At 68.5% G+C, this 16,013-nt stretch carries 15 protein-coding genes; 10 read left to right on the forward strand and 5 right to left on the reverse strand.

Annotated elements, in window-relative coordinates; all coding sequences use genetic code 11:
• A partial coding sequence (locus tag FHR04_RS21205) for a hypothetical protein (protein WP_211344209.1) occupies nucleotides 1–216 on the forward strand: 216 nt, incomplete at its 5' end.
• A 332-nt stretch (nucleotides 217–548) separates the two neighbouring features.
• On the opposite strand, the gene FHR04_RS15730 is transcribed toward FHR04_RS21205, so the two are convergent.
• Both FHR04_RS15730 and FHR04_RS15735 read right to left on the reverse strand, forming a co-directional pair.
• Nucleotides 549–2,141, reverse strand: a complete 1,593-nt coding sequence (locus FHR04_RS15730) for a S1C family serine protease (protein WP_139404249.1) — start codon at nucleotides 2,139–2,141, stop codon at nucleotides 549–551.
• A gap of 87 nt (nucleotides 2,142–2,228) precedes the next feature.
• The gene (locus FHR04_RS15735) at nucleotides 2,229–3,656 is read right to left on the reverse strand and encodes an amidase family protein (protein WP_139404250.1); all 1,428 of its coding nucleotides are present in this window, start codon (nucleotides 3,654–3,656) and stop codon (nucleotides 2,229–2,231) included.
• 132 nt (nucleotides 3,657–3,788) lie between these two features.
• On the opposite strand from FHR04_RS15735, the gene FHR04_RS15740 reads away from it, so the two are divergent.
• From FHR04_RS15740 to FHR04_RS15750, 3 genes are read left to right on the forward strand one after another with little or no spacing between them, the layout of a single operon-like run.
• Complete coding sequence (locus tag FHR04_RS15740; RefSeq protein ID WP_139404251.1) at nucleotides 3,789–4,655, forward strand: prephenate dehydratase; 867 nt, start codon at nucleotides 3,789–3,791, stop codon at nucleotides 4,653–4,655.
• A gap of 13 nt (nucleotides 4,656–4,668) precedes the next feature.
• A complete protein-coding gene (locus FHR04_RS15745) occupies nucleotides 4,669–5,541 on the forward strand; it encodes an SDR family NAD(P)-dependent oxidoreductase (protein WP_139404252.1) in 873 nt (290 codons plus the stop codon).
• Nucleotides 5,538–7,028, forward strand: coding sequence for an AMP-binding protein (locus FHR04_RS15750; RefSeq protein ID WP_170213983.1), 1,491 nt, complete (start codon nucleotides 5,538–5,540; stop codon nucleotides 7,026–7,028). Before FHR04_RS15745 ends, FHR04_RS15750 begins: the two co-directional genes overlap by 4 nt.
• A gap of 159 nt (nucleotides 7,029–7,187) precedes the next feature.
• On the opposite strand, the gene FHR04_RS15755 is transcribed toward FHR04_RS15750, so the two are convergent.
• Nucleotides 7,188–8,837: a GMC family oxidoreductase gene (locus tag FHR04_RS15755; protein ID WP_139404254.1), complete on the reverse strand. Its 1,650-nt coding sequence runs from the start codon at nucleotides 8,835–8,837 to the stop codon at nucleotides 7,188–7,190.
• A gap of 153 nt (nucleotides 8,838–8,990) precedes the next feature.
• Entirely contained in the window at nucleotides 8,991–9,797 is an 807-nt protein-coding gene (locus FHR04_RS15760; protein WP_170213984.1) for an AAC(3) family N-acetyltransferase, read from the reverse strand.
• Nucleotides 9,798–10,065: 268 nt separating this feature from the next.
• Between FHR04_RS15760 and FHR04_RS15765 the strand changes: the two genes are divergently transcribed.
• Together FHR04_RS15765 and FHR04_RS15770 are read left to right on the forward strand one after the other, a co-directional pair.
• Complete coding sequence (locus FHR04_RS15765; RefSeq protein ID WP_139404255.1) at nucleotides 10,066–11,352, forward strand: 3-isopropylmalate dehydratase large subunit; 1,287 nt, start codon at nucleotides 10,066–10,068, stop codon at nucleotides 11,350–11,352.
• Between the two features lie 147 nt (nucleotides 11,353–11,499).
• Complete coding sequence (locus FHR04_RS15770; protein WP_139404256.1) at nucleotides 11,500–12,777, forward strand: hypothetical protein; 1,278 nt, start codon at nucleotides 11,500–11,502, stop codon at nucleotides 12,775–12,777.
• A 19-nt stretch (nucleotides 12,778–12,796) separates the two neighbouring features.
• On the opposite strand, the gene FHR04_RS15775 is transcribed toward FHR04_RS15770, so the two are convergent.
• Entirely contained in the window at nucleotides 12,797–13,141 is a 345-nt protein-coding gene (locus FHR04_RS15775) for a DUF4180 domain-containing protein (protein WP_139404257.1), read from the reverse strand.
• Nucleotides 13,142–13,186: 45 nt separating this feature from the next.
• On the opposite strand from FHR04_RS15775, the gene FHR04_RS15780 reads away from it, so the two are divergent.
• Genes FHR04_RS15780 through FHR04_RS15795 form a run of 4 tightly spaced genes read left to right on the forward strand, consistent with a single transcriptional unit; the run spans nucleotide 13,187 to nucleotide 16,002 of the window.
• Nucleotides 13,187–13,705 carry a DinB family protein gene (locus tag FHR04_RS15780; protein WP_139404258.1) on the forward strand — a complete coding sequence of 173 codons (519 nt, stop codon included), beginning with the start codon at nucleotides 13,187–13,189 and terminating at the stop codon, nucleotides 13,703–13,705.
• A complete protein-coding gene (locus FHR04_RS15785; protein WP_139404259.1) occupies nucleotides 13,702–14,199 on the forward strand; it encodes a DinB family protein in 498 nt (165 codons plus the stop codon). The genes FHR04_RS15780 and FHR04_RS15785 overlap by 4 nt, the downstream gene beginning before the upstream one ends.
• A 53-nt stretch (nucleotides 14,200–14,252) precedes the next feature.
• A complete protein-coding gene (locus tag FHR04_RS15790; protein ID WP_139404260.1) occupies nucleotides 14,253–14,660 on the forward strand; it encodes a dCTP deaminase domain-containing protein in 408 nt (135 codons plus the stop codon).
• Nucleotides 14,661–14,709: 49 nt separating this feature from the next.
• Nucleotides 14,710–16,002 carry an aminotransferase family protein gene (locus tag FHR04_RS15795; protein WP_139404261.1) on the forward strand — a complete coding sequence of 431 codons (1,293 nt, stop codon included), beginning with the start codon at nucleotides 14,710–14,712 and terminating at the stop codon, nucleotides 16,000–16,002.
• The last annotated feature ends 11 nt before the right edge of the window (nucleotides 16,003–16,013 follow it).

The raw sequence follows: 16,013 nt of genomic DNA on the forward strand, positions 1-16,013 counted from the left end.
ATCGGCGGGTTTTGGAGTCGTCACACACCCAAAACACCGCCGTTTATCCTGCCGATTCGCAACCTGTCACACGTTCAGGGATTTCCCGTCCAGCACAGCCTCAACTCGAAGATGTCCGGTACAGAGGGCGCAGGCGCTAAAGTCTTAACCCGTCATATTGCCCCCTCATCTACCGGACGGCTTCGTGGTGGCCCCGCTCCCCACCGCGACGATTAAACTTCACCTATGGGAATCCCAGAAATGCTCCTTATACGGATTCCGTTTGTTTCGTGTGGAAATCGGGACAGCTCCGATTTCCACACTCCACGTCCGGAACCCGTTTCTCTCCTGCTCGCTTCGCTCGGATTTTCAGGTGTTTTCAACACCTTCCAATCGGAGTCCGTATTGTCCTCGCTCTCCTGACTGGAAGCATTGCCGGAGCGGTCTGGTTGGTCAGGCGAGTGACGGGCGGCGCAGGGCAAGCGAAAATCCGTGAGCTGGAAGCGCGGATACAGGAATTGGAGGGGCGTCAGCGCTAACACCGATACCCCTTGCCTGACCGCCTGTGTCTATTTCAGCGTGGCGACGCAACTGCCCAGTCCCGTGCCCTGCGTATCGTCCTTGGAAACATACAGGAACGCCTTGCCGCGCAGACTGCGGCCAGACAGGCCGCTCTTGACGAACTCGCAGCCAAGGTACGTCTGCCCGTCGGCGGTCATGTCGAGGATCACGCCCTCGCCGCTACTGTTGTTGATGTAGTAGTAGACCGCGTTCCACTGCTGCCCACCCGGCGCAACCGCCGTCCCCGCCGGATTGCCCTTGTCTGTGCGGCTGCCCAGCGGCAGCGTCCACATGCCGCGGCCCTCGACTTCCACGGTCCAGGTCTGCCCGACTGCGGGTTTGACCGGCCATTTCAGGGCTGCCGCGCCGGTCGGCGGTGTGGACGCGGCGTTTCCGGCAGGCGCCGCCCCGGTCCTGACCAGCGCCTGACAGTCGCCGATGCGCTCCGGATCAGCGTTGGTGTCGCGGTAATAGAACGCGCGCCCCACCCACGGACTGGTCCGCAGCCCACTGACCTCGAAAGCACAACTGGTCATGGACTTGCCGTCCCGGGTCAGGTCGATCCAGACCAGATCCGCTTTCTGGTCGTAGGCGACATACCCGGTCTGGGTCTGGCTGCCCTGGGTCGCCGTGCCCTTGAGATCACCGTTGCTGGCGCGGTCATTCAGGGTCAGCGCCCAGCTTTCCGTTCTGGGCGTGCCGCTACCCCGCAGAATGTTGACCTGATAGCTCTGGCCGGGGGCGATGGTGGGCGGCCACTGCGGCTGGGGCGTGGCGCTGCCGGACGCTGGGGTTCCTGCACCCGTCCCGGAGGGCGCGGAGGCCGCTGCCCCACCAGACCCCGCGCCGCGCACCACAAATTTTGGCACGTTGGGCGTGATCAGGCCCCAGGCCACCGCCAGCGGACGGGCGAAGGGGGTGATGGTGCTGCTGGACTTGTTGACGTTGATGGCGCTGTTCACCCCGATCAGCAGGCCCTTCTCGTCGAACACGCCGCCGCCGGAATTGCCGGGACCGGTCTGGGCGTCGTGCTTGATCCACTGCCGCCCGCTGCCCTGGGTGTTCTCGCCGGTAAAACCGCTGACCGAGCCGCTGGTGTAGGTCAGGGTGTCGCCGCCGGTGCCGGGAAAGCCGAACACAAAAATGGGATCGCCCACGGTCAGGACATTGGAATCGCCCAGGTCCACGAACGGCAGGTTCAGCCCGCCCACCGGCTTCTGATCGAAGGTTTCCAGAATGCGGACCACTGCCAGATCCAGATTGGGATCGGCGGCCACCACCTTGCCCCAGTACGTGGGTTCCGGTTCACGGTCCACGAACTTGACGGTTCGCACCAGAATCCACTCGGAGACCTTGCGGGTCTCGGTGTCGCCGACGACGTGAAAGTTGGTCAGGATGTACCCGGCCGGGCTGATCACCGAGCCGCTGCCCAGCGTGCCGTCGATCTTCCCGTCCGCCCCGGTGGGCATCAGCATCACGGTGGACTGGACGATCCGGTCACGCGTGGCCTTGGGCAGCACCTGGGCCGCGGCGGACCCGGACAGGACGGCCCCACACAACGTCGACGCGGCGAGAAAGGCAGCGGCCACTCGGATTTTCATATGCGGCCCACTATAAACGCCCGGCTGACGGCCAGGAGACCCCTCGCGGCGCTGCACAAGGCTCACCCGCTCCAGCCTCCGGGCAGGCTAGTCCAGCACGGGAAAACGCACGCCACCTACGCCGCTTTCCAGGTCGGCGGCCAGCGACAGCAGCGCGGCGTCCGCTCCAGCCGGGGCCACCAGCAGCACGCCGCCGGGCCGGGCGTGGGCCGCCGCGTCCGGCGCCTGAACGGGCAGGGCCAGACTGGGATACCCGGCCTTGGCCGCCAACGCGCAGCCGTGGATGCCCGGAAAGACCACGGCGTCCAACCCGGCCGCGAACAGCAGATCGAAGCCCTGTTCGCGGGCCAGGCGCAGGTCACGGGCGCGGGCCAGGTGGTAGCCCGGCTCGCTGGCGTCACCGCGCGTGCCCTGGGCGGCGTGCAGAAAGGTCTGCCCGTACTTCAGGCAGCGTTCGGCCTGGGCCTGGTTGCCGGCAATCACGTCGGCCAGCGTGCGTGGACCGTCCGTGACGCCGGACAGATAGGCATTCAGGTCCCCCTTGAACTCGTACTCCAGAACTTCGAGCATCACGCCGTTGCGGTCCAGTTCGGCGCGGCTGGGAAACGTCACGTCCTGCACGGTGGCCCCGGCCCGCTCCAGCGCGGCGCGGGCCAGCCGCAGAGTGGCGGCGTCGGTCTCCGAGGCGCCCTTCTCATCGGTCACGATGCCGATCCTCGCGCCCTTCAGGGCGTGGGAGGTCAACTCCAGTTCGGGCACCGGCCGGCGGCGGCTGGCCTCGTCCCGCTCGTCCGGCCCGGCCATGACGGCCAGCAGCAACAGCGCGTCCCTGGCGCTGCGGGTGATCGGCCCCGCCGTGTCCTGGCTGTGGCTGATCGGCACGATCCCGGTGCGCGGCACCAGCCCCAGCGTGGGCTTGAGGCCCACCACGCCGCTCTCGTGCGCCGGACTGACGACGCTGCCGCTGGTCTCGGTGCCCACCGCCGCCACGCACAGCCGCGCCGCCACCGCCACCCCACTGCCCGAGGAACTGCCGCCGGTGTCGTGTTCTTCGCCCCAGGGGTTGACCGTCTGCCCGCCCAGCGAGGAATAGCCGTTGGCCATGCCCAGCGTCATGAAGTTGGCCCACTCGGTCATGTTGGCCTTGCCCAGCACCACCGCGCCCGCCGCGCGCAGCCGGGCCACCAGCGGCGCGTCGACCGTGGGCACGTGTGCGGCCATCAGGGCGCTGCCCGCCGTCGTGGGCAGCCCCGCCACGTCGATGTTGTCCTTGATCAGCAGCGGGCAGCCGTGCAGCGGGCCGCGTTGCTCGGGGGGCAGGGCGTCCAGCGCGTCGGCCACGGCGCGGGCGTAGGGGTGCACCGTGATCACGGCGCGCAGGCGCGGATTCAGGGCCTCCAGCCGGTCCAGATACGCACGCGTCACCTCGCCGCAGGTCAGGTCACCGCGCCGGGTGGCGTCGGCCAGATCGGTGGCGTCCAGATCGAGGATGGGATCGGGCAGGGGCAGGGTCATGGGGCCCACTGTAACGGGCGGGCCGGAGGCGCGGCTGTGGGGATGAACGCGTTGTCGGGCGGCAGCCTGCCTGACCTGACCCCAGGGGCGACCGAACGCCGTGCGCTAGCCTCACGGGCATGAGTGAGCGCCATGACTGAGCCTGTGCCCGAGACCGTCACCGTCGCCTTTCAGGGCAATCCAGGCGCGTACGGCGAGATCGCCGCGCTGAATGCCGTGCCGGAAGCCGGAGCCCAGCGGCACACGCGCGGCTACCCCACCTTTCACGGCGTGGCCCAGGCGGTGGAGGGCGGCGAGGCGCAGTACGGCGTGCTGCCGGTGGAAAACAGCCTGATGGGCGCGATCCACCAGTCCATCGATCTGCTGAGTGACACCGATCTTCACGTGATCGGCGAGGTGGTGGTGCGCGTGAGCCACTGCCTGATGGCGTTGCCGGGGGTGGAACTGTCGGACCTGAAAAGCGTGGCCAGCCAGCAGCCCGCCCTCGACCAGTGCACGGAATTGATTCGCAAGTACGGCCTGCAGCCCGTCGCCGCCCACGACACTGCTGGCAGCGCGCGTGAGCTGGCCGAGCGTGGGGCTGCCGGCGGGGGACGGGACGAGGCGGCCATCGCCAGCCGCCGCGCCGCCGAGCTGTACGGCCTGAACATCCTGGCCCAGGAGATCGAGGACGAGCCGTTCAACTACACCCGCTTCATGGTCCTGTCGCGTCATGAACCGGCCCCCAGCGACGCGCCGCACAAGACCAGTCTGGTGTTCGCCGTGCGCCACACCCCCGGTTTTCTGGTAGAGACCCTGAACGAGCTGAGCGGCCTGAACCTGAGCCGCATCGAGAGCCGCCCACGCCGGGACCGTGCCTGGAGCTACCTGATGTACGTGGACATTGAGGGCGACTCCCGTGACCCGCAGGTCGCCCAGGCGCTGGCCGGGGTACTACGCAAGGCCAGTTACGCCAAGATCATCGGCAGCTACCCACGGGCGATGGAGACGGTGGGCTAGAGGCCGGGTTGAGATGGCCGCGCCGCTGACCTCCCTGCCGAGACTCCTGGTGTCGCCGCCCGCCTGCCGTGACGCTCGGCAGTTGGCCGCGGCGGTGGGCGGCCAAACCATTCTGATCACGGGCGCGTCCCACGGCATCGGCGAGGCGACGGCGCGGCTGCTGGCCGCCTGCGGCGCGGAAGTGCTGTTGCTGGCGAGAAGTGGGGAGCGGTTGGAAGAGATAGCCTCGCAGATTCGGCGGGCGGGTGGACAGGCCAGCGTCTACCGTCTGGACCTGACTGACCCGGTGGCGGTGGGGGCCGTGGCCGCGCAGATCGGGGCGAACCACCCCCGCATCGACGCCGTGGTCAGCAACGCGGGGCATTCGATTCGCCGCCCGGCGCTTGAGTCGAGCGAGAGGGCTGACCTGGGCCGCCTGCTGGCGGTCAATTTCAGCGGTCCCGCCGCGCTGCTGCTGGCGCTGCTGCCGCGCATGGTGGCGGGGGGCGGCGGGACCATCGTCAATGTGTCCAGCGCCTCGGCCCTGCCGCCGGGCATTCCGCGCTGGGCCGCGTATCAGGGCAGCAAGGCGGGCTTTGACCTGTGGCTGGGCAGCGTGGGCAACGAGCTGCGCGGGCGTGGCGTGCGCGTGTCCAGCGTGTATCTGCCCCTGGTCCGCACCCGCATGATCGCGCCCACCCGCGCCTACCGATTTGCCCCGGCCCTGACCCCACTGGAAGCCGCGCAGTCGGTGGTGTATCCACTTCTCAAACCTGTGCGCCGGGTGGCCCCGTGGTGGCTGAAAGGGCAACAGGTGGCGGCGCTGCTGTTTCCGAAGGGGCTGGACCGGGCGCTGGGCGGTCTGGAAGAGATGGAGCGGCGGCTGACGCGAGGGCGCAACCAGTGAACCTGCCGGCCGCCATCCGGCGCACGGGCGTTCTTGGGCCGCAGCCGGCTCGGGCCGCGCTGGGGCTGGGCTGGACGCTGCTCCGGCATGGGCCGACGCTGTACGGGCTGGCCGCCTGGAACGCGCGCCGGATTCCGAACGCGGTGGCCCTGGTGGACGAGCACGGTCCACTCACTTACGCGGAGTTGCTGGCACGGGCGGACGCCATCACCGCCATCCTCTCCCGCCAAGTTAAACCCGGCGCGGCAGTGGGTCTGCTGGGCGGCAACAGTACAGAGTTCGTGGCCGCGCTGCTGGCCTGCGTTCGCCTCGGCGCGAGAACCGTCCTCCTCAACACTTCCCATTCCGCCGCCGAGATCGGACGGGTGGAGCGGGAGCAACAGTTGAGTTTGCTGATCTGCGACGGCGACTGGCCGGAACGACTGCCTGGACAGGTGGATGCGGGCCTGACGGTCCTGTCCCTCTCTGAACTGGGACCCGCAGACGCGAAGTCTCCCCCATTTCTGCCCCGCATCGGTCCACTGGTCCTGTTGACTTCCGGCAGCACGGGGACGCCCAGAGCCGTGCGCTCGCGCGTGGGGCTGTGGGCCGGGCTGCGTGTGGCAGGCGCGCTGGTGGACGCCCTGCCGCTGCGGGCGGGTGCGCCGACGCTGCTGCCCCTGCCGCTGTTTCACGGACATGGTCTGGCGACGCTGGGCATGGCGCTGGCCCTGGGCGCCCCCCTGCACCTGTGCCGCCCGACGGCGGAAGCGATGTGGCGCACCCTGCAACAGGAAGGCATCGAGATTCTGGTGCTGGTGCCCACCCTCCTTCACCGGTTGCTGGACGGGCCGGACAGGCGGGCCGCCCCTGCCCTGCACACCATCGTCTGCGGCTCGGCCCCACTGGGCGCACCGCTGGCATTGTCAGCGCTGGACCACTTCGGGGACGTCCTGTTCAATCTTTACGGCTCGACTGAGACAGGGTTGATCTCCCTGGCGACGCCTGCAGATCTGCGCGCCGCGCCGGGAAGCGTGGGCCGGGCTTTGCGAGGGGTGACCCTCGAGCTTCGCGGAGAGGTGGGCCGCGTGATCGTGAATGGACACGACACGGGCGATCTGGCCTCGCGTGATCCGGCGGGCCGCCTGACCCTGCAGGGCCGCGCCGACGAGCTGCTGAACTGTGGCGGCGAGAACGTCTTACCGGCCAGTCTGGAAGACCGCATCGCCACGCTGGACGAGGTGGCCGAGTGCGCCGTGGTGGGCGTCCCCTGCGCCGAGTTCGGGACGGGCATTCACGCCTATATCGTTCTGAAGTTCGGTCACGAGGTTACGTCTGAACAGCTTCAGGACCAGTTGCGTCCGCTGCTGCCCCGCATGTTCCGCCCGCAGAAAATCACGCTGCTGGACGCGCTGCCGCGCACACCAACGGGCAAGCTGCTGCGCTCGCGCCTGCCCGCGGAGGCCCACATGAAACTGGGCGCCACAGACGAACCCTCTTCGCCGTAACGCCCTGCCCAGCCGCTACCGCTCATACGGATTCCGTTTGTTTCGTGTAGACATCGGGACAGCTCCGATCTCTACACTCCACGTCCGGAACCCGTTTTCCTCATTCTCGCTTCGCTCGGATTTCCAGGTGTTTTCAACACCTTTCAATCGGAGTCCGTATCAGTCGGCAGAGACGGCCATCGCCTCGGCTCCCCGCGAAGGCAGAGCGTCCCGGCCCAGAATCAAGTCGGCGGCCTTCTCCGCGATCATGATGGTGGGCGCGTTGGTGTTGCCGCGCGGGATGACGGGCATCACGCTGGCGTCGGCGATCCACAGGTTTTCCAGACCACGGACCCGCAATTCATCGTCCACCACGGCCAGATCGTCATTCCCCATCTTGCAGGTGCCGACGGGATGGTAGATGGTCATGGCCTGCTCGCGGATGTAGTTTTCCAGCTCGGCGCGTTCGGTCACGGCCTCGCCGGGCATTACTTCGCTCAGGCGGTATTTGGCCAGAGCTTCGGTGTCGCCCACCTGCCGGGCCAGCTTCACCCCGGCCAGCAGCACGTCCATGTCGTGTGGGTCCGAGAGGTAGTCCGGCTCGATCAGCGGGCGGGCCTGCGGATCATCGCTGGCAATGCGAATCCGGCCCCGGCTGCGAGGGGCCACCAGCGAGGGCAGCAACGTGTAGTGGTGGCCGTCCAGTTCCATGAAGCCGTGATCCACGAACAGCGCCGCGCCGTTGTGGAATTGCAGGTCCGGGGCGGGCAGCGACGCGTCGGTCTTCATGAAGCCGCCCGTCTCGCCCACATTGCTGCACAGCATCCCGCGCTGCTCACTCATGTACAGGGTCATCTGGGCCTCGCCCGTCGCGTCCTTCAGCCCCGGCGTCTCGGTGGCGTAGACCACCGGCACGAACAGGTGGTCTTGCAGGTTCTGACCCACGCCGGGCAGATCATGCAGGACCTCCACCCCCGCCGCTTCCAGCGCCGCCCGCTCGCCCACGCCCGACAGCATCAGCAGGTGCGGACTGGTGATGGCGCCCGCCGCCAGAATGACGCCCCTCTCGGCCATCACCTGCCGGGTTTCCGTGCCGTCCAGATACTCCACGCCCACGGCCTTCCTGCCATCGAAGAGAATACGGGTAACGTGCGCCCCCGTGCGGGCTTCCAGTCGGCCGGGGCCGTCGCTCGCCAGGGCCGGGCGCAGGTAGGCAGAAGCCGCCGAGTGCCGCGCGCCGCCCTTTTGCGTGACGTGGAACCGGCCCACGCCTTCCATCCTCTCGCCGTTGAAGTCGTCGTTGGCGGGGTGACCCAGTTCCTTGAAACCCTCGGTGATGGCGTCGCAGATCTCGTGGGTGTAACGGCGGTTCTCGACGTGCAGCGGCCCGCCCGCGTTGTGGTACTCGCTCTGGCCGTCCTCGAAGTCCTCGGAGCGCAGAAAATACGGCAGCACGTCGTCGTAGCCCCAGCCCCGGTTGCCCGCCGCCGCCCAGCCGTCGTAGTCGGCGCGGTGGCCACGAATGTAGATCATGGCGTTGATGCTGCTGCTGCCGCCCAGCATCTTGCCGCGCGGCCAGTACAGCTTGCGCCCATTCAGGTGTTCCTGCGCCTCGGTCTCGTAGTTCCAGTCCAGCGGCGACTTGAACAGCTTGGGAAAGGCAGCTGGGATGTGGATTTCGGGCGTCTCGTCCGGCACTCCGGCCTCCAGCAGCAGCACCTGCGCCCCGGCCTGCTGCAGGCGGGCCGACACGGCGCAGCCGCCCGAACCCGCGCCGATCACCACATACTCAAAACGCTGCCGCCCCGCTGAACCTTGTTCGCTCTGCATCTTTAGAGCCTCCGCGCGAAGGAGAGAAGCGGCATGCCGGACCGGGCCGATGGGTTCGGCACAGACCAGAACTGCCGTGATTGAATTCGCGTTCGGACCGAGTATAGGACGGGCTGTCCGCAGAAACCTGGAGGCGAAATGACCGTTCTGGCGTTACAGCCCCGTATGGACCCGTGGCTGCAACCCATCTCTCCGCACGGTCTGGCGCACCTCCTGGCAGCGGCAGCCGCGGTACTGGCACAGCAGGGCTTCCGGGTCACGCCGCAGCAGACGCACGGTGCCGTCCACCAGATCGCGCACCCGGTACAGGCGCAGGGTGGAAGGACCGACACGCGCCGAGCGGAATTTGAATTCCATCTCGGGCAGCAGGTTGTCGAAGTCGGCCGAGCAGTTGGGAAAGGCGGTGGGCAGCACCTGACCGTCCAGCGGCACGTAACGCGTGAGCATGGGCATGCCGGCCAGATACTCGCCGTAATGGACGCTGGTGTTGCTGCCGAAATCCACGCCGATCAGCAGCGCGTAGCCGTCCAGGTCGTACAGCGCCCCGATCGGTTGATACGGGCTGTTCAGCGACTGCGCCGCCGTGATGCGCGCGGCCTCGTCGCCCAGCGCCACGAAGCTGAGGGTGGGGTGAAACGAGCGCAGCGCGTCGCGCCGGTCCACCAGCTCCTGCGACACCCGCCCGATGTCGCGGCTGACCCGCGTGTCCCGGTGAAACCGGGCGTGAACGTTGCTGCCGGGCCGGTTAAGCAGGGTGTTGTAGCTGAAGGCCGGGGCCACCAGCGTGGCCGTGCGGCGCCACAGCGTGTCCACCAGCGTTCTGGCCCCGCCGTCCAGCGTGCCGAAGGACTTCAGGCTGGCGTGGACGATCAGATGCTGGGTGCCGTCCAGCCCCAGCGCGGCCAGCCCCTCGTCGAGGTCGGCACTCTGCACAGCGGGCTTCCGCAGCAAGTTCAGCACAGCCCCCAGTCTAACGGCCCGGCGCGGGTCAGGGCTAGAGTCACGGCCCACCTTCAGGGCGCGGCGGCCCATCTATCCCACCCCGGTCCGTGGGCCATTCCCCGGCGCTAGACTCGGCGGCATGTTCGGCACCCGGCACAGGACGCAGCGCGCCGCCCTCGCGGCCCCGCTTCTTCGTCCAGGGCGTTGAACGCGCAAGGCAGCGTTCAGTTCGCCCCCGGCAGGCCACACGGCGTCCGGGGGCACTTTATTCGGGGAGGATCAGGGGATGGGAATGACGATTGCGGAAAAGATTCTGGCGGCCCACAGCGGCCACGACACGGTGGTGCCCGGCCAGCTGATCGAGTGCCACACCGACTGGGTGCTGTGCCATGAGATCACCACGCCCGCCGCCCTGCGCATGCTGGAAGAACGCGGCATGGACCGGGTGTTCAATCCGGATCAGATCGTGGCCGTGCCGGATCACTCGGTGCCGGCGATGAACATCAAGGCCGCGCAGATGTACCAGAAGCTCAAGTCCTGGGTCAAGGAAAAGGGCATCAAGCACTTCTACGACGTGGGGCGCGGCGGCATCGCCCACGTGGTGCTGGAAAACACCGGCCTGATCAAGCCGGGGCAGACGCTGGTGTCCGGCGACTCTCACACCTGCAACGCCGGGGCGCTGGGCTGCTTCGCCACCGGCGTGGGCAGCACCGATCTGGCCGGGGCGATCTACGCGGGCCGGGTGTGGTTCAAGGTGCCCGAGACCATGCTGATCCGCGTGACCGGCCAGACGCAACCGGGCGTGACGCCCAAGGACGTGGTGCTGGAAGTCATCAAGCGCATCGGGGCCGACGGCGCGAATTATCTGGTGATGGAGTGGGTGGGCGAGTACATCGACCACCTGGATATGGAAGGGCGCTACACCCTGACCAACATGGCGATTGAAGCCGGCGGCAAGACCGGCATTGTGGCGGTGGACGACACCACCCGCGCGTACCTCGCCGAGCGCGGCGTCCATCCCGGCGACTACACCGAATACACCTCGGATGCGGACGCCAGATACCGCGTGGTCATCGATGTGGACGCCTCAGCCGTGGAACCCACCGTGGCCTACCCGCACATCCCCAGCAACGGGCGCGTGGCGGGCAGCGACAAAATTGCCGTGACGCACGCCTACGTGGGCAGTTGCACCAACGGACGCATCGGTGACCTGCGCGACGTGGCCCGCATCCTCAAGGGGCGCAAGGTGGCCGAGGGCGTGCAGATGATCGTGGTGCCGGCCACCCAGCTGATCTGGAAGCAGGCGGCCAGCGAGGGCCTGCTGGAAATCTTCGTGGAGGCCGGGGCCAGCGTGAGCTACCCCAGTTGCGGCGCGTGCCTGGGCATGCACAGCGGCGTGCTGGGGCCGGACGACGTGTGCATCTCCAGCACCAACCGCAACTTCGTGGGCCGCATGGGCGATCCGTCGGCGGCCATCTATCTGGCCTCGCCCGCCACGGTGGCGGCCAGCGCGGTCAGCGGCTATATCTCTGACCCACGCGAGTACAACGACAGCATCGAAGCGGCGGACTGAGTCAGGCAAAGGACAGGAAGGAGGCGTGAAAGGCAGCCTCCTTCCTGTCTTTCTTGGTTGCCCGTCGGTGCGGGTTGATGGTCTCCAGCCCCCACCCGGCACCCCTGGCCTCCACGGCCAGCCGATCCATGATTGACTACAGGTCTTATGGGTGAAGCCAAACGACGCAAAGCACTGGGCCTGATGCCCACCGTCCATCCCTTCGAGGCGCAGCTTGGCCCGGCCGACGAGATCACGCTGGTGCGGGGGCCAGACGACGCCGGGCTGACGCGGACCGTTGTGGACGCCCTACGAGCCACGCAGTCGAGCGGGCCGGCCTGGGCCAGCGAGTACCGCACGTCGCTGGTGCTGTCGGGCGGCCACGCCGGAATCCTGACCACCCCGGAGGACGTGGAGGCCGTGCCTGTGCCGGACCTGCGCCGCATCACAGGCGAGCTGGCGCTGGGGCCGCAGGGGGCCAGCAGCGAGCAGGTGTCCATTCCGGTGGAGGGCGGCGCGATCCGCCTGCGCGAGCAACGGCACTCCTTCGACGGGACGCGCTGGGAGACGCTGGGCGCGCCGCGCAGCCCCCAGCAGGTGATGGCGGCGCTTCAGAACAACCCGGCCTTCAACCTTCAGGGCGAGCCCATCGGGCAGTTCCAGGCCGAACACTGGCAGGCCGGACGCATCGACATCGAACCCGACCCGCCCGCCGAGTTGCTGGAGGCCCTGGAAGACGTGGTGCGCGAGTGGGACGGCGAGACCGAGGCGCTGTGGGCCGAGCTTCACCGCGAGCGCATGGAAGACCGCGCCGCCCCGGTGCCGCTGGTGCGCCGCAGCACCTTCGAGTTGCGCCGCCCCGCCCCGCTGCAAAACCCGCTGGGCGGCGTGTTCGCCATCCGCGCGGGCGTGGAATTCATGCCGGTCATGGAGGCCGATGCCTACAGCCTGGACGGCGAGACCTGGGCCAGTTACGCGGACCCGGACGCCGAGGTGGACGGCGGCCACCTGCCGCCCGAACTCGCCAGCATCTTCGACCTGGAGACCGTGGGCGTGACGGTCCACGCTGACGGACGCGTCGACTTCGAGGAGGACGTGCCGGAGGAGCACCGGGAGCGCATCCAGGCCGAGCTGCGGGACGCCACCGGGGCTGGAAACGCGGCGGAGTGGGCCGAATGGACCACCCAGATGTTGAGTGAGACGTACGGCGACGAGTTGGAGGTGCCAGAAGGCCAGAGGCTGCCCGTCCCTGTCGCTGTGCGCCTGGACCTGCCCGAGGACGCCCTGCAGGACCCCGATCCGCTGTCGCAGACCTTCATGGAATCCGAGGTCACCTTCGACGGCGCGCAGTGGCGCGACCTGTTCGACGACGTACCGCCGGAACTGGCCGCCTTCCTCGCGCCGGCCGAGGCTGGGGAAGGGCAAGGGGAAGACCAGCTGAACTGAGCCGGGGCGCCTGGTCCCCTTACGGTGCGCTCAGCCACGCCCGCGCCTCGGCCTCGCTGCGGACGAAACGGATCAAGGGGTGGCGGGCGTGTTCGTGGGCCAGCTCGGCGAAGCGTTCACCGTAAGCGGTGGGGTCCGCCAGCACCAGCGCCACGCGCAACCGGTAGTTCGTGAATTTCTGAAACGCCTCGCCGGCCAGCCCGCTCTGCAACTGGAAAAACTCCGGCGACACGTCAGTCTCAGTCAGGATCAGGCCGTCCAGACCGTAGGCGGCGCCGATCACCCCGTTGAGGTCCTCCGGCGTGTGGATGGACAGCCCCAGCTCGTGGGCGCTGCGGATCACGGGGGACTGGTCTGCAGTCATGCTGAGCCCAGCGTAGCAAATGCCGCTTTCTGCCAAAATGCCCGCATGACCCACCCCGGTGACCGCCCGAACGACGACCGCAGCCAGCGTGCCCAGCTGGCCCTCGCCCGATTGCTGCCCAAGCTGTTTCGGGGCGGGCAGGCGTTTGTGGGCGTGGAGGCCAGCCTGAGCGGCCTGGACGCGCAGACGGCGACCCGCGTGCCGGACAGGCTGCCGCACAGCGTTCTGGACCTGTTGGCCCACATCAACTGGTGGAACCGCTGGATGCTCGACACCATCGAGATGGGTCAGGCGCAGCCGTACCCGGCCCACGCCGCCGACACCTGGCCCACGCACGGCGAGGACGACTGGGGCCGCACAAAGAACGAATTCTACGAACTGCTGGCCCGCATCGACGCCCACGCCGCGCGCCCTGATCTGGCCAATCCGGTCAACCATGAGGAGACGATTGGCGAACTGCTGGCCGATTTCGCGCTGCACACTGCCCATCATTTCGGACAGATCGTGACGGTGCGTCAGGCGCTGGGCGCGTGGCCCCCACCGGCAGGAGGCGATACCTGGTGAGCGAACAGCACAGCCCCAGAACGTCCGGGGCAGAGACCTTCGGGAAGGCGGTGGGCCACCTGTACCTGGGCGGCCCGGCCAACGTGTCGTGGGAGCAGGCGCTGGAGGGGCTGGAGGGCGGTGAGGCCGAGCGCACGCCAAACCATCTGCCGCACAGCGTCGCGCAGATCGTGGCGCACGTCCAGTTCTGGCAGGCGCATCTGCTAGCCACGCTGGATGGGCACCATCCGCAAATGCCCGAACACGCCGGAGACGGCTGGCCCCTGCCGGACGACTGGGTCACGCTACGCGCCACCTTTTTGCGCGACGCCGCCCGGCTGCGGGCCGTGGCCCGTGATCCCGAACGGTGCGCCGCGCCCGACAGCCGGGGCGTTCCCTTGGCGGCCATGCTGACCAACTACGCGGGCCACAGCGTCTATCACCTGGGGCAGGTCGTGACCGTCCGGCAGGCGCTGGAGCTGTGGCCGCCGCCGGGTGGTGGCGACACTTGGTAGGGCGCCAACGCGGGTTCGAGGTGGTGACGGACGCACACCGCCAGCACCCAGCCATGGAAATTCAACTTCCCAGCCGGGGGTCCAGGCACTCGGCCGGGTACGATCTGCACACGCCGACGGCTTTTATGCTCGTCCCAGGAGCCACGACGGTCATCGTCACCGACCTCAAGGCGTACATGCTCCCGGACGAGGTGCTGAGCGTGTTTCCGCGTTCGTCCGTGGGCCTGCGCGGCGTGATGCTCAGCAACACGGTGGGAATCGTGGACGCCGACTACTACGCCAACGCCGACAACGACGGCAATATCCGCCTGTCGCTTCACAACATCGGCCCTGAACCCTTTACCGCGCGGGCGGGAGACCGGATCGCGCAGGCCGTCTTCACGAGGTACCTGCTGGCCGACGGCGACGACTTCGCGGCTGGCCCCCAGCGTCAGGGCGGCCACGGCCACACCGGACGCTGAGGCGGCTGGCCCATTCAATTCGGGGCCGCTGCAAGTCTAGGATTGGCCCATGTCCAATGTCTTCTACCGTTCGCGCAAACCCTACCCGGTCGCCACACACGCTGAGGGCGTCTACCTCTTCGATGACAGCGGCAAGCGCTATCTGGACGGCAGCTCCGGCGCGCTCGTCGCCAACATCGGTCACGGGCGAACGGCGGTGGCTGACGCGATGGCGGCGCAGGCCCGTCGGCTGGCTTTCGTCCACGGCTCGCAGTTTTCGAGCGACGTGCTGGAGGAGTACGCCGCCCGGCTGGCCGCCTTTCTGGAACTCCCTGAGTTCCGCTTCTGGGCCGTGTCCGGCGGTTCAGAGGCCACCGAGAGTGCCATTAAGCTGGCGCGCCAGTACCACGCCGAACGCGGCGAGACTGGCCGCTACCGCGTGATCACGCGCCGCCCCAGCTACCACGGCGCGTCGCTGGGGGCGCTGGCGGCCTCGGGCATGGGCGCGCGGCGCGAACTGTACACGCCGCTGATGAATGAGGCGGCGTGGCCCAAACTCACCAAGCCTGACCCAGCCCTGTCCGGCGAACGTGACGCCGAACGCCTGCGCGCCCTGCTGGAGGAGGTGGGGCCGGACACGGTGGCCGCCTTCATGTGCGAGCCGGTGGTGGGGGCCTCGGACGCCGCTCTTGCGCCGAGCGCGGGCTACCACGCCCGAATCGCTGAAATCTGCCGCGAGTCCGGCGTGCTGTTCATCGCCGACGAGGTGATGTGCGGCATGGGCCGCTGCGGCGCGCCGCTGGCCGTGCGGCTGCATGACGAGGTGACGCCCGACATCGTGGTGCTGGGCAAGGGGCTGGCCGCCGGCTACGCCCCGCTGGCCGGATTGATGGCGAGCCCCGCCGTCCACGACACCGTGATGGGCGGCTCGGGGGCCTTCAAGCACGGCTTTACCTACGCGGGTCACCCGGTCAGCGTGGCGGCGGGCCTGAGCGTGCTGGCCATCGTGGAGGGTGAGGAGCTGGTCAGGGCGGCGAAGGAGCGCGGCGCGCAGCTCCTGGCAGGATTGGAGCAGTTGAAGGCGAAGTCTCCGCAGGTGCTGGAGGCGCGCGGTCACGGGCTGCTGCTGGGACTGGTGCTGGGCGATCCGGCCACCGGTCAGGCGTTTGGGACTCCGGGGCTGGCCGACCGGGTGGCGGCGGCGGCGCGCGCGCGCGGGCTGGTCACCTACCCCGGCTCCGGCGCGGTGGACGGGGTGCGCGGCGATCACCTGCTGCTGGGGCCGCCGCTGAGCATCACGGCGGCGGAGGTGGACGAACTGCTGGCCGCGCTGGACGCGGCACTTGCAGACACGCAGGGCTGAACCGTCCCAGC

The sequence above is a fragment of the Deinococcus radiopugnans ATCC 19172 genome (assembly GCF_006335125.1).
In the GTDB taxonomy this organism is placed as follows: domain Bacteria; phylum Deinococcota; class Deinococci; order Deinococcales; family Deinococcaceae; genus Deinococcus; species Deinococcus radiopugnans.